This is a genomic window from Ochrobactrum sp. WV_118_8, from assembly GCF_039631535.1.
Classification (GTDB): Bacteria; Pseudomonadota; Alphaproteobacteria; order Rhizobiales; family Rhizobiaceae; genus Brucella; species Brucella anthropi.
Genome location: NZ_JBDIUZ010000001.1, coordinates 2,446,538 through 2,459,565, shown reverse-complemented (window position 1 = coordinate 2,459,565; position 13,028 = coordinate 2,446,538). Strand labels below are relative to the sequence as shown.

The window sequence follows — 13,028 nt, the reverse complement described above, 5'->3', positions numbered from 1 at the left end:
TCCGGTGTTCATGTACGTTAAGTACACTCCGCTCCGGTTCTCGAACCTCACCATTTTCGGCACGCCACTTCCCCGAATCTCATAAGGCCGGGGCGCCCGGTTGGAAAACAAAAAGGCGGCTTCGAGCCGCCTTTTTGTTTGAGTTTTTGATCGGGCTTCAGCCGTAGATCATCTTGTCCTGCAACGCGCGCAGTTCGGCGATCTTGGAGCCCGGCTGCGGTGCCGCATTGGCATAGGTGATGAGTTCGCCCTTCCTGATCGGCGCGATGACCGTGCCGTTCTGGAGCAGGCCGCAGGGGATGGCCTTGGCCGCACGCGCTTCAGGCGTCGCCATGATCCACGAGCGGTAGCAATATTGCCCGATGGCATCCAGATGATCGCCCGGACGCAAATCCTTCTTGGCGACGGCGCAGACTTCCGCCACAGGCTTTGGCAGCGGCACCATGTCGGTCTTGCCGTGCAGCACGACGCGCGCCACGGTGAGCGGCACTTCCAGCGAGGTGAGGTGGAAAGGCCGATGGAAGGTAAAGTAAGGGCCTTTGCCCATCTTCAGGTCTTCCAGGCGCTCGACCAGGCGGGGATGCTCCATCTTGGCAATCACGAAAACGCCCGGCGATACGCCGCGCCCGATGGAATAATCGACCACGCCCGATTTGTTGAGCACGCCGCCCTCTTCCTTCGGAATCAAAGTGCGGTTCAGCTCGTCAATGGCTGCCTTGGGGCCGTGCATGCCCGCAATGTCGGGCACAAGCCCGGTGGCGTTGGCGATGGCCGCCATTTCAACCATGGTTTTGGAACCATCGACGAATTCCACCAGCAGGCGGACATTCATGTTCCGGCGGTCGGCTTCTTCCTGATAATCGTCTGGGATCGCGTCGAAATTGAGCGGATTGTTCTTGCCCTTGCCAGCGGCCACGACCTTGTGCCCCATGGCGGAAACGAACTCGATCAGTTCCATGCAGGATGACGGCTCGTCGCCCGCGCCAAGGGAATAGATCACGCCCTGCTTGTCGGCCTCGGCCTTGAGGTAGGGCCCGATTGTGACATCCGCCTCGACGTTCATCATGACGAGATGCTTGCCATTCTGGATGGCCTTGATGCCGGTCTCGGCACCCACTTCCGGAATGCCGGTCGCATCGATGATGACATCGAGCAGCGGATTGGAAAGGATCAGGTCATTGTCATCGGTGACGGCAATCTTGCCGTTTTCGATGGCGCTGGTCATTGCGGATTCTGTGCGGGCTTCTCGCGCGTTTTCCTCGTCGCCATAGGCGGTGCGGACAGCTTTGAAAGTGTTGGGCAGTCTGCGGGCAGAGAGCGCGCCGACTTCGATGCCCTGCATCCGCGCCACCTGCGTGACGATGTCGGTGCCCATTTCGCCAGCGCCAATCAGACCGATGCGGATCGGCTTGCCGGTTTCCGCTCGCGCTGCGAGATCGCGCGCCAGTCCTACCAGTGCCACATTTGTCGTCATGAAACTCTCCGCAAAACTTCAAGGCCGCTTCTTCGCGGTAATTTTGTCACGCTTATGTTGTTATAGATGCGTATTGGATGAACAGTCTCTATATCAACACTGACAGACGCGCATCCCCAAACTGCGCGACAAAATATGCATCCCTTTAGTGGGCCACTGGAGCCAAAATGAGCAGCGTATCCCCTTTCGATCTTGTGATCTTCGACTGTGACGGCGTTCTTGTCGATAGCGAGCCGCTTTCCTGTCTGGCTTTCGAGCAGGTCTATGCCAATCACGGCATGAAGCTGCCGGAAGGAACGGTCGCCAAGGGCATCGGCATGAAGCAGGCCGATATCATGAAGATGATCGAGGACATGACCGGGCACCGTCTGCCGGAGGAGGCCACGAGCCAGTTCTGGCCCGAGACGAAAATCCTGTTCGCGGAGGCTCTGCAGCCAACCATCGGCATTGCCAACTTCCTGCGCGATCTGCCGCAAAAGCGTTGCGTGGCATCGTCGTCGCAGCCGGAGCGTATCGCGTTCAGCCTGGAAAAGACCGGCATCAGCCATTATTTCGGCGATGCCGTTTACTCGTCCAGCATGGTCAAGCGCGGCAAGCCGGCGCCAGACCTGTTCCTGTTTGCAGCCGACAAGATGGGCATCGATCCGGCGCGTTGCGTGGTGATCGAGGATTCTCCCTTCGGTGTCGAAGGCGCTATCGCAGCAGGCATGACGGCATTCGGCTATACGGGCGGCGGACATACTTATACCGGGCACGCCGAAAAATTGACGGGCAGGGGTGCGCATAGGGTTTTCTCGCACTGGGATGATATAGCACGGGAAATTCTGGTTGCCGCCTGAGTTTTATGGGTTAAACACAAGGCAAATCACATCAGCAGGAATAGCCAGCGAATGAAAGACGCAATCACGCTCGACCAGTTGCGCGAGGCAATCGGCACGGAAGTCGGATGTTCCGAGTGGCGCGAAGTCACGCAGGAAATGATCAACCAGTTCGCGGATGCGACCGACGATCATCAGTTCATCCATGTCGACCCGGAACGCGCCGCCAAGGAAACGCCGTTTGGCGGCACCATCGCGCATGGCTTCCTGACGCTGTCGCTGCTCTCGACGCTGGCCTATGAAGCGCTTCCGATGCTGGAAGGTGCTACGATGGGCATCAATTACGGCTTCGACAAGCTGCGCTTCATGTCGCCAGTCAAGACCGGCGCCCGCGTGCGCGCCCGCTTCAAGCTGGCGGATGCGGATATCCGCCCGTCAGGTCGCGTGGTCAATCATTATGATGTGACGCTGGAAATCGAAAACTCGCTGAAGCCTGCGCTGACGGCCACCTGGCTGACGATTGCCGTCGTGGAGCCGCCGGAGGCTTAAGCAGTTCAAGCCGCTTCGCTATGCCGAACTGGAAGCCGTCCTTCTTCATCGAGAGGGGCGGCTTTTCCTTTGTGTTCGGTCATCAGATCGCGGAAGAAGAACGGGCCGTGCAGGAACATGCCGAAATCGTAGAAATTCTTCTTCTCCGCCCCGCGCATGTAAAGCAGATGCATCAGGAAGAAATTGCCCTTCGACCGCTTGTAGCGGTTTTCGCTGTGCACGTTCTTGAAGCGGATGCGGTTGATAAGCGGCGGGTTGGTGGTCTCTAGCTTCAGAACCTTGGCCGGGTCCGAGCCGTAGAAGTGGATAATGTCGGTCAGCACCTGGAATTCCGACCACAGGACCGGGCTTTCCTCGATCACTACGCGCACGTCCTCGCGCAATGATTTCGCCTTGGGATGGAGAGCGATCATCATCAGGCATGAGCCGATGGCGAGCAGCGACACGGGCTGTTTTGCCAGAAGATCGGGACGCACACGCTGCAGGTCGGCAAGCGCCTCCACTGCCGGAACCGTGCCAAGACTATGCGCAACGATGACGACCTCATCGGCATTGCTGGCTTCGATCTTCTGCTTCAGGGCTTCGGCAAAAGCCTTGCGCCGCTGGTTGAGCTTCTCGTTGCGCCCGTGGATACGATCATAGGCCGCAGACCAGTCGTCGAGCAGATAGGACATGAAAAACCGGTCGCCGGGTTTGCGCACGAGCAGGGTTGCGACGACGGCGGCAAGTGGAACCGACCACAAGAGATGCAGCGCGGAAAGGCCTGTTGCCATTGGCGCGAAAGCGAGCAGGGCGGCGATAGCCAGAATCGCCAGCGACAGCAGAAACGGCCAAAGGAAAAACAGGACAAAGCGCCAGCTCGTTGTCAGATAGCGCCACAGCGTTCCGGTGAAGAGGATGTTCAGGAATGCGTGAAAGCCGGTCAGCATCCGCTTCGGTGTGGAGCGCGCGGCGTAATCGTCAAAAATATCCGCAGTGCCGAACTGGCAGAATTCGGTTTCCGTCTGCCAGCCATTGCCCACGGTGACGGCAGTGGTTGTGCCGCAATCGTCAGGCCCCTCGGTCATGGGCGGAAGCTTGGTCTTTGCCTTCCACAGGCGGTCGAAATCCTTCAGGGCCTGCGCGTGGCGCACGCGGACGGCTTTCGGGTGCAGACCTTCATAGCCTGTGAACTGGATAACGAGTCGTTTGCGGAGGGGCATCGGGAGAATCGGATAAATTGAGAGGAGGCATTATCGGTTTGCTGGCAAAATGCTATGCATAGCTATTGAGGCCGAATTATGCGGGAAACGCGTGCCGCTTAGCCTATTCGCGCGGTTGCGGCCATAGTAATTCGTGTGCAAGCCGGTATTTCACGCAAGCCGGTGGGCAAAGTTGCATCTTGAGGTGGACAGGCTAGGCTCTTTCTGGTATTAGCCACGACCAATTTGCAGCGTATCCGTTGCGAAGCTTGGGAGCCTTTGGGCGTTGCTCGGCCGGTCAGACCGGCTGAAATCGTTAAAAGACCCCCTAACGGCCTCAGGCTTAACCGAAATTCTAACCGATACGGGAATACACGTGCAGGTACTCGTCCGCGATAATAATGTTGATCAGGCTCTCCGCGCTCTCAAGAAAAAGATGCAGCGCGAAGGTATCTTCCGCGAAATGAAGATGCGCGGCCACTATGAAAAGCCGTCCGAAAAGCGCGCTCGCGAAAAGGCAGAAGCCGTTCGTCGTGCACGCAAGCTGGCCCGTAAGCGCGCTCAGCGTGAAGGCCTCATCGGCGGCCGTCCGGGCGCTCGCTGATCGACCTTGAAAACAGGCGCTGCTGGACAGCGCCTTTTTTGCTTTCCGGTGCTGGCTTCAGCTTGCGCCGGATTTTGCACGTTTTGACTTCAGATATTTGAGGTTGTTTCCCGCGCAGTGTGAAGCGATTTTATGTCGGCTAGTGGATTGAATTTGACGTTTGATACCCGTCCGACATTAATCCCGTTTCAAACGTCGGAATCAGACCACTAGATGTATTTTCATAACTTCGAGCCTCTATTTTTAATGCAGCGTTACGAAAAGTTTCTGGACTTCTTGCACGCCATTATGTGTAAAAACAAATAATTAGGATATTCAACTGTCAGGCGGGTTATCCGAAGGCAAGCCAAGCTTAAGAATATGCCGCCTTTTTGCTGTTTTTATCTGCTGGTTGAGACCAGTATAATACCGTAACAGACAGAATAGCCCGGCATGAATTAGCCCCGCAAACCGGGCTGGCACGGGATGGAAAAGAGGCAGAAGGGCCTTGCGCCCCTATGCGAGCTGAAAGGAATGCAGTCGTTGCCCACGCGCTTGAAGATGATGCAATCGTCTGGAACAGGTCGAAACGGCCTTCTCATTGCCACCGCACTTCTGGCTTTGACCGTTGCCGGCTGCCAAAGCTCCACAACCACCGCACTCAGCACTGTCGATAAGGCGCAGGGGTCGAGCGAGAACATCAGTTCGCTGACAAGCGTGATCCAGAGCAATCCGCGCGATCCGGAAGGCTACAATGTGCGTGGTTCCGCCTATGGCAAGTCCGGGCGCTACAAGGAAGCGCTGCGCGATTTCGATCAGGCAATAGCGCTCAACCCGAATTTCTATCAGGCCTATGCCAATCGCGCGCTGGTCTATCGCTATATGGGCGACAGCACCAAGGCCGTGCAGGATTACAGCAAGGCCATCCAGCTTAATTCGCAATATGACGCTGCCTATATCGGGCGCGGCAATGTCTATCGTCAGGCTGGTCGTCTTGATCAGGCGCTCAGCGACTTCAATCAGGCTATTGCCCTGCAGACCACCGACGGTCGCGCTTACCATAATCGCGGCCTGATCTATCAGGCCAAGGGCCAGCACAAGCAGGCCATCGAGGATTTCTCCAAGGCAATTTCGCTCAATTCCACGGCACCGGAACCTTATAACGGTCGCGGCATTTCCTATGTGGCGCTCGGCGACTACGACAATGCCTTCGATGATTTCAACACAGCCATTACGCTCGATCAGAATATTGCGGAAAGCTGGGCCAATCAGGCGCTTGTCTACGAGCACAATGGCGACAAGGCCAAGGCTGCGAATTCCTATTCGCGCGCGGTACAGCTTGATCCGAAATACCAGCCTGCAAAAGACGGTCTGGCCCGCACACGCGGATAACCTTCGATATTATCAAGAATTGAAGAGTGATAGCGGCGTTTTCCAAAATCGAAAGCGCCGCTTTTCTTTATAGTTGGCCGCGATATATTGAATCTTATGTCGCTCTTCGATCACATCGGATTCAAAGCCCGTAACGTCAATCGCAGCCTTTCCTTTTACGAAAGCTGCATGCCTGAACTTGGCCTGGAGGTCATTGCCCGATCAGGCAGCGGTTTCTTCGTCAGCGGGGGAGAGCGGGCGCCGGTTCCGTTTCTGTGGATCCATGGCAGCCACGATGGTGCAGGCGCTGGCGAGGACAAGCCCGGCGACCGCCTGCACCTGATGTTTACAGCCGGAAGCCGCGAGGCGGTGGAGGCGTTTCATGAGGCCGCGCTGAAGGCAGGCGGCAGGGATAGCGGCGGCCCGGGCTATCAGGGACCGGAAGAGATGGGCTATTACGCGGCACTGGTCTTCGATCCCGACGGAAACACGCTGGAAGCGGGTTTCCGCGAGAGGAAAAGATAAACGGACCAGTAAAGGGTCAGGCGCGCAGGTTGCGCTTGTCCAGACGGCTCACCAGCCGGTCGCCGATCCACTGGATGCCGCAAACCATGATGATGAGGATGATCACGACTGCGATCATGATCTGCGTCTCAAAGCGCTGATAGCCATAGCGAATGGCAAGATCGCCGAGACCGCCAGCACCGATGGCGCCCGCCATTGCCGATGCGCCGACCAGAGTGATGATCGTGACCGTGAAGCCCGCGATGATGCCCGGCAGGGCTTCCGGAACCAGCACTTCGCGCACGATGGTCCAGCGGTTTGCACCCATGGAGCGCGCGGCTTCGATGAGGCCGTGGTCCACTTCACGCAACGACACTTCCGCAATACGCGCATAATAGGGAATAGCGGCAATGGAAAGCGGCACGATGGAGGCCCATGTGCCGATGGACGTGCCGACGATGAAGCGCGTGACGGGAATGAGCGCCACCAGCAGAATGATGAACGGAACCGAGCGGAAGCCATTGATGATGGCGCCGAGGATCGTGTTCAGCGTCAGGTTCTGTGCGAGGCCACCCCGTTCAGTCAGGATCATGATGAGGGCAAGCGGCAGACCGACGACGAGCGAGATCAGGCTCGAAAAGCCGGTCATGATGATGGTCTCCCAGAAGGAGCGCCAGAGAAGATCAAGCATCGCCTGAGACATAGCCGAGTACCTCCGTGGCGTCTGCATGGGTGTTGAGATAGGTGATTGCGGCGTCGAGTTTCGCCTTGTCCTCAGCGGGCAGGCCGATGAAGAGCGTGCCGACCGGCTCACCCTGGATCGTATCCATGCTGCCGTGGATCAGCTGCGGTGCCACGCCGGTGGCAGCGGAAACATCGTTGAAGAAAGCGCCTTTTGCGGCTGCGCCTGACAGCTTTACCTTCAGCACGGCGAGGGCGCCGGATTTTTCCAGCTGGTCGCGCCAGACGGCAGGCAGTTCCGGCGTCAGCACCTGCAACATGCTTTGCGTGACGGGCGATTGCGGATTGGCAAAGACTTTCCAGACCGGACCTTCCTCGGCGATAGCGCCGTGGTCGAGCACGATGACGCGGTCGGCAATGCGGCGGATGACTTCCATCTCATGCGTGATGAGCAGGATGGTAAGGCCGAGCTTGGTGTTGATGTCTTTCAGCAGCGCGAGAATGGACTGCGTGGTTTCCGGGTCGAGCGCGGATGTCGCTTCGTCCGAAAGCAGCACAGCCGGTTCGGCAGCAAGGGCGCGGGCAATGCCGACGCGCTGTTTCTGACCACCGGAAAGCTGGGCTGGGTAATGCTTTGCCTTGTCGGAAAGGCCAACCAGTTCCAGAAGTTCCGCAACACGCCTGGCGCGTTCGGCCTTCGGCTTGCCCGCGATCTTCAGCGGCAAAGCGATGTTTTCCGCAACCGTCTTGGCCGAAAGCAGATTGAAATGCTGGAACACCATGCCGATGCGGCGGCGCAAGGGGCGCAGTGCGTCTTCGCCAAGACCAGTGATTTCGCGACCTTCGATCAGGATCGAACCGGCATCCGGCTTTTCAAGGCCGTTGACGCAACGGATCAGCGTGGACTTGCCCGCGCCGCTGCGACCGATGATGCCGAGAATTTCGCCGCGCGCGACGGAAAGCGAAACGCCGTTGATAGCTGCCGTATCGCCGAACATTCGGCGCACGTCTTTCATCTCGACGATGGGCGCTGATGTGGCGGGTGGCTTTTCAATGGTCACGGTCGTTTCTTCTATGTCTGGATAGGCCGCTGCGAACAGCGGCTGTTTTATTAAGGTTCAAGGAAGGATGATGCCTCGCTCAAGCCATCAGCTTTTGCTGTGGCGATGCTTTAGGGCAATTTTTGTCGGTACGTCAATAAAAGCCGCGCCGGAAACGGTTCCGGCGCGGTCTTTCAAGCTTCAAAAGCGATTATTTCCAGGCCGGGATGCCGGTGCCCTTGTAGGCACGGTCGATTTCGGCCTTCACGGCGTCGTTCTGGAACGAAGCCACGAGGTTTTTCACCCATTCGGCGTTTTCATCTTCGGTGCGGACCGCGATGAAGTTGTTGTACGGGTTGTTTTCCTTCGATTCCCAGCCGATTGCCTCTTCCTTCTTGAGGCCTGCCTTTGCTGCCCAATCGTTGTTCACGATGGCTGCATCGAGGTCATCGATGGAACGGCCGACAACACCGGCGTCGAGTTCCTTGATCTCAAGCTTCTTCGGGTTTTCGACGATGTCGATCGGCGTGGCCAGAATGCCTGCATCCGGCTTCAGCTTGATGAGGCCTTTTTCTTCGAGAACGCGAAGGGCGCGGCCTTCGTTCGACGGATCGTTCGGCACGCCGACGACAGCGCCTTCCTTCAGCTCGTCAAGGCTCTTGTGCTTGCGCGAATAGATGCCGATCGGCCAGACGGCGGTGTAGCCGGCGACGCTGATCTTGTAGCCGTGCTGCTTGACCTGCTCATCGAGATAAGGCTTGTGCTGGAAGGCGTTGGCGTCGATTTCCTTGCGTTCCAGAGCTTCATTCGGCTGGTTGTAATCGTTGAAGGTCACGCGCTCGATGTTGAGGCCGTGCTTCTTGCCTTCTTCGGCAACGACTTTCCAGACGTCTTCGTCTTCACCGCCCATGATGCCGACCTTGATGGTCTTGTCTTCTGCGTGGCTCGGTGCCGACGCGAAGCCGACAGTCAGTGCGGCTGCGGTGAAGAGAAGGGCTTTCAGACCGGCGCGACGGGTCAGCGTGTAGCGGGAAAGGACTGACGACATTTTGTTTTCCTTGTTTAAAAACTTTGGAGAGCCGGTCCCGGAAAGCGATCTTTTGAGATGATCTTTCTCCCCCTGCCCACCTTGTTGCCGATAATTCCCTTTTGTCAGGCAATAAACAAGGAAAATTATTTCAGAATTTGTCGAAGCCATGATGCCGAAATTGCGTTCACGAGACGGTGAGCGGATTGCCATTTCCGCTGACCGGGCACTCGGAAATCTGGTTCTAGCGGTTATCGGCGATAATCATCTGTGCGGCCTTCTCGGCGATCATGAGAGTCGGCGAGTTGGTGTTGCCGGAAGTGATGGTCGGCATGACCGAGGCGTCGGCCACGCGCAGGCCCGCAATGCCATTGAAGCGCAGGCGCGGATCGACGATTGCTTCCGCATCCTGCCCCATGCGGCAGGTGCCGACCGGATGGAAAATCGTGGTGCCGATATCGCCCGCCGCCTTTTCCAGCTGCTCCTGCGTTTCGTAAGCAGGGCCAGGCTTGAACTCCTCCGGGCGGAACTTCTGCAGTGGAGCCTGTGCCACGATATGGCGCGTGATGCGGATGGCGTCGGCGGCAACGCGGCGGTCGCTTTCGGTGGCGAGATAATTCGGCCTGATCGCCGGTTGTGAACGATGATCCGGTGACTTGATGTGGATCGAGCCGCGGCTATCAGGGCGCAGATTGCAAACGCTTGCCGTGAAGGCAGGGAAGGGGTGCACGGCCTCGCCGAATTTTTCCAGACTGAGCGGCTGCACGTGATATTGCAGATTGGCGGTCTCGTAGGACGGGTCGGAGCGGGTGAAGACGCCGAGCTGGCTTGGCGCCATGGACATAGGCCCCGAACGGCGCAGCAGATATTCCAGCCCGATCATTGCCTTGCCGACAAGCTTGCTTGCCTTTTCGTTGAGCGTCGGAATACCGGTGACCTTGTATGCGCAGCGCAATTGCAGGTGATCCTGCAGGTTTTCGCCGAGTTGCCTGCGCTCCAGCTTGATCGGGATACCCGCCTGCTGCAGCACGTCGCCGCGCCCGATGCCCGACAATTCGAGAATTTGCGGCGAGCCGACCGCACCGGCAGCAAGAATGACCTCACGCTTTGCCTTCACCGTGCGGGTGGTGCCGTTCTGGTCGAAGGTGACGCCGGTGGCGCGCAACTCCTCGATCTCGATGCGGCGCACATGCGCGCCGGTTTCGACGGTGAGGTTCTTGCGATCCAATGCCGGGCGCAGAAAGGCCTTGGCCGTGTTCCAGCGAATGCCGCGCTTCTGGTTGACCTTGAAATAGGACACGCCTTCATTGTCGCCGCGATTGAAATCGTCGGTGGCGGGGATGCCCGCCGAGACGGCTGCATCGCGGAAAGCATCCAGAATATCCCAGTGCAGGCGAGCGCTCTCGACGCGCCATTCGCCGCCCGAGCCATGCAGATCGCTGGCACCTGCAAAATAATCTTCTGATTTCTTGAAGAGTGGCAGGATATCGTCCCAGCCCCAGCCTTCGCATCCGGCCTGACGCCACAGATCGTAGTCGCGGGCCTGACCGCGCATATAGATCATGCCGTTGATGGAGGAGCAGCCGCCCAATACCTTGCCGCGCGGATAGCCGAGCGAACGACCGTTCAGCCCCGGTTCGGCCTCCGTGGTAAAGCACCAGTCGGTGCGCGGATTGCCGATGCAATAGAGATAGCCGACCGGGATGTGGATCCAGGCGTAATTGTCCTTTCCGCCTGCCTCCAGCAGCAGCACGGAGCGGTTCTGGTCTGCGGAAAGCCGGTTCGCGAGGGCGCAACCTGCCGTGCCCGCGCCAACCACGATGTAATCGTAGGTGTCGGTCATGATCTCATATCCAGTAAAAGGCGGAGCCGCTATCGAACGAGCGTGCGGCTCCCGAAATGTTGGTTAGCCGAAGAGTTTCTTTCCAATTCGCGATGCATAGAACTCGCCTACGATTCCCTTACGGAAGAGGAGGACGCATGCCATGAAGATGACGCCCGTCACGATCGTTACCGGGAAGTCGGATGTTGCGAGATAGTTCTGCAGCGCAACGACGAAGGCAGCGCCGACGATGGGGCCTATGAGTGTTCCGATACCGCCCAGAAGCGTCATGAGGATCACTTCGCCCGACATCTGCCAGCCGACATCGGTCAGCGTTGCAAACTGGAAGACAAGCGCCTTCAGGCCGCCTGCAAGACCCGCGAGTGCTGCCGACATGACGAAGGCTGCAAGTTTGTAGCGGTTGACGGAATAGCCGAGCGAAACCGCGCGGTTCTCGTTTTCGCGTACCGACTTCAGGATCATGCCGAAGGGCGAATTGATGATGCGCCAGATGACGAAGACGCCAAGAACGAACACGGCCAGCACGAAATAATACATGTTCATCGGCTGGTTGAGGTCGATGATGCCGAAGAGATATCCACGCGGCACACCCTGCAATCCGTCTTCGCCATGGGTGAAGGTGGCTTGCAGGCAGAAGAAGAAGAACATCTGCGCCAATGCCAGCGTAATCATCGTCGAATAGATGCCCTGACGGCGAATGGCGAGATAACCGATGACGAGGCCAAGGGCGGCTGCGGCGAGAACGCCGAGTACGAGGCCGAATTCCGGCGTGACGCCCCAGACTTTCACCGTATGGGCCGTGATATAGGCCGCGCCGCCGAAGAAGGCTGCATGGCCGAAGGACAGAATGCCGGTATAGCCCAACAGAAGGTTGAAGGCAGAGGCGAACAGCGCAAAGCACAGCATCTTCATCAGGAAGATGGGGTAGACCATGAAGGGCGCTGCCAGTAGTCCCACAAGGGCAATGCCGAGGACGATGACCGAGAGGCTGTTGACGGCAGGCGCCTTGCTTTCGCGCGGGGCTGCGGTGGCCCTGAGAGCGGTCTTGAGAGCAGTATCAGCCATATCAGGCCTCCTTCCCGAACAGTCCGGCGGGTCGAACCAGAAGGACGATAGCCATGATGACGAAGATGACGATGCTGGAAGCCTCGGGGTAGAAGACCTTGGTGAGGCCTTCCGCCAGTCCCAGCACATAACCGGTGATGATGGCGCCAAGGATCGAGCCCATGCCGCCGACGACCACCACGGCAAAGACCACGATGATGATGTTGGACCCCATCAGCGGGCTGACCTGATAGATCGGCGCGGCCATGATGCCCGCAACACCGGCAAGCGCTGCACCCAGCGCATAGGTGAAGGTGAGCAGCAGCGGCACATTGATGCCGAAGGCCTTGACCAAAGTGGGGTTTTCCGTCGCGGCACGCAGATAGGCGCCAAGCTTGGTCTTTTCGATCAGGAGCCAGGTGCCGAGGCAGACGAAAAGCGAGGCGACGACCACCCAGGCGCGATAGTTCGGCAGGAACATGAAGCCGAGATTGTGCCCGCCCGCAAGCGAGGGCGGCACGGCATAGGGCTGACCGGCAGCGCCATAATAATAGCGGAACGTGCCTTCGATCACGAGGGCAAGGCCGAAGGTGAAGAGCAGGCCATAGAGCGGATCGAGATTGTAGAGCCGCGACAGGGCCACGCGCTCGATGATCGCGCCACCGAGGCCGACGATAAGCGGGGCGAGGATCAGCGCTGGCCAGTAGCCGATGCCAAGCCAGCTCAACAGCAGATAGCCGACAAAGGCACCCAGCATATATTGCGCGCCATGGGCGAAATTAATGATGCGCAGAAGCCCGAAGATGATGGCAAGGCCGAGACTTAGCATGGCATAGAAGGAGCCGTTGATGAGGCCGACCAGCAGCTGCCCGAGAAGTGCCTGCAAAGGTATTCCAAAAATCATTGTCATCGT

The 13,028-nt window shown here is 58.2% G+C and carries 13 protein-coding genes; 5 read left to right on the top strand and 8 right to left on the bottom strand.

The window, feature by feature from the left end; all coding sequences use genetic code 11:
- Positions 1 to 157 precede the first annotated feature (157 nt).
- On the bottom strand, positions 158 to 1,474 hold the full coding sequence (locus tag ABDF71_RS11875) for a 1-deoxy-D-ribulose 5-phosphate reductoisomerase (RefSeq protein WP_500061581.1): 1,317 nt from the start codon (positions 1,472 to 1,474) through the stop codon (positions 158 to 160).
- A 167-nt stretch (positions 1,475 to 1,641) separates the two neighbouring features.
- Here ABDF71_RS11875 and ABDF71_RS11870 point away from each other — a divergent pair, with 167 nt between their 5' ends.
- A complete protein-coding gene (locus ABDF71_RS11870) occupies positions 1,642 to 2,313 on the top strand; it encodes an HAD family hydrolase (protein ID WP_012091465.1) in 672 nt (223 codons plus the stop codon).
- A gap of 51 nt (positions 2,314 to 2,364) precedes the next feature.
- Complete coding sequence (locus ABDF71_RS11865) at positions 2,365 to 2,841, top strand: MaoC family dehydratase (protein ID WP_010659456.1); 477 nt, start codon at positions 2,365 to 2,367, stop codon at positions 2,839 to 2,841.
- Between the two features lie 5 nt (positions 2,842 to 2,846).
- Here ABDF71_RS11865 and ABDF71_RS11860 read toward each other — a convergent pair whose 3' ends face one another.
- Complete coding sequence (locus tag ABDF71_RS11860) at positions 2,847 to 4,043, bottom strand: alpha/beta hydrolase (RefSeq protein WP_500061580.1); 1,197 nt, start codon at positions 4,041 to 4,043, stop codon at positions 2,847 to 2,849.
- A gap of 355 nt (positions 4,044 to 4,398) precedes the next feature.
- Here ABDF71_RS11860 and rpsU point away from each other — a divergent pair, with 355 nt between their 5' ends.
- From rpsU to ABDF71_RS11845, 3 genes are all read left to right on the top strand, one after another.
- Positions 4,399 to 4,626, top strand: coding sequence for a 30S ribosomal protein S21 (rpsU, locus tag ABDF71_RS11855; RefSeq protein WP_010659458.1), 228 nt, complete (start codon positions 4,399 to 4,401; stop codon positions 4,624 to 4,626).
- Between the two features lie 513 nt (positions 4,627 to 5,139).
- Positions 5,140 to 5,997, top strand: a complete 858-nt coding sequence (locus ABDF71_RS11850; RefSeq protein WP_500061579.1) for a tetratricopeptide repeat protein — start codon at positions 5,140 to 5,142, stop codon at positions 5,995 to 5,997.
- A gap of 96 nt (positions 5,998 to 6,093) precedes the next feature.
- Complete coding sequence (locus ABDF71_RS11845) at positions 6,094 to 6,501, top strand: VOC family protein (protein WP_010659460.1); 408 nt, start codon at positions 6,094 to 6,096, stop codon at positions 6,499 to 6,501.
- A gap of 16 nt (positions 6,502 to 6,517) precedes the next feature.
- Here the strand turns inward: ABDF71_RS11845 and ABDF71_RS11840 are convergent, their stop codons facing one another.
- From ABDF71_RS11840 to ABDF71_RS11815, 6 genes are all read right to left on the bottom strand, one after another.
- Positions 6,518 to 7,183, bottom strand: a complete 666-nt coding sequence (locus ABDF71_RS11840) for a methionine ABC transporter permease (protein WP_010659461.1) — start codon at positions 7,181 to 7,183, stop codon at positions 6,518 to 6,520.
- On the bottom strand, positions 7,164 to 8,222 hold the full coding sequence (locus ABDF71_RS11835; protein ID WP_010659462.1) for a methionine ABC transporter ATP-binding protein: 1,059 nt from the start codon (positions 8,220 to 8,222) through the stop codon (positions 7,164 to 7,166). The genes ABDF71_RS11840 and ABDF71_RS11835 overlap by 20 nt, the downstream gene beginning before the upstream one ends.
- A gap of 190 nt (positions 8,223 to 8,412) precedes the next feature.
- Entirely contained in the window at positions 8,413 to 9,249 is an 837-nt protein-coding gene (locus ABDF71_RS11830) for a MetQ/NlpA family ABC transporter substrate-binding protein (protein ID WP_010659463.1), read from the bottom strand.
- Between the two features lie 223 nt (positions 9,250 to 9,472).
- Complete coding sequence (locus tag ABDF71_RS11825; protein WP_029929292.1) at positions 9,473 to 11,071, bottom strand: GMC family oxidoreductase; 1,599 nt, start codon at positions 11,069 to 11,071, stop codon at positions 9,473 to 9,475.
- Positions 11,072 to 11,134: 63 nt separating this feature from the next.
- Positions 11,135 to 12,136 (bottom strand): branched-chain amino acid ABC transporter permease, encoded by a 1,002-nt coding sequence (locus ABDF71_RS11820; RefSeq protein ID WP_151615413.1) that lies wholly within the window; start codon positions 12,134 to 12,136, stop codon positions 11,135 to 11,137.
- Between the two features lies 1 nt (position 12,137).
- Positions 12,138 to 13,025 (bottom strand): branched-chain amino acid ABC transporter permease, encoded by an 888-nt coding sequence (locus tag ABDF71_RS11815; protein ID WP_010659466.1) that lies wholly within the window; start codon positions 13,023 to 13,025, stop codon positions 12,138 to 12,140.
- Between the last annotated feature and the right edge of the window lie 3 nt (positions 13,026 to 13,028).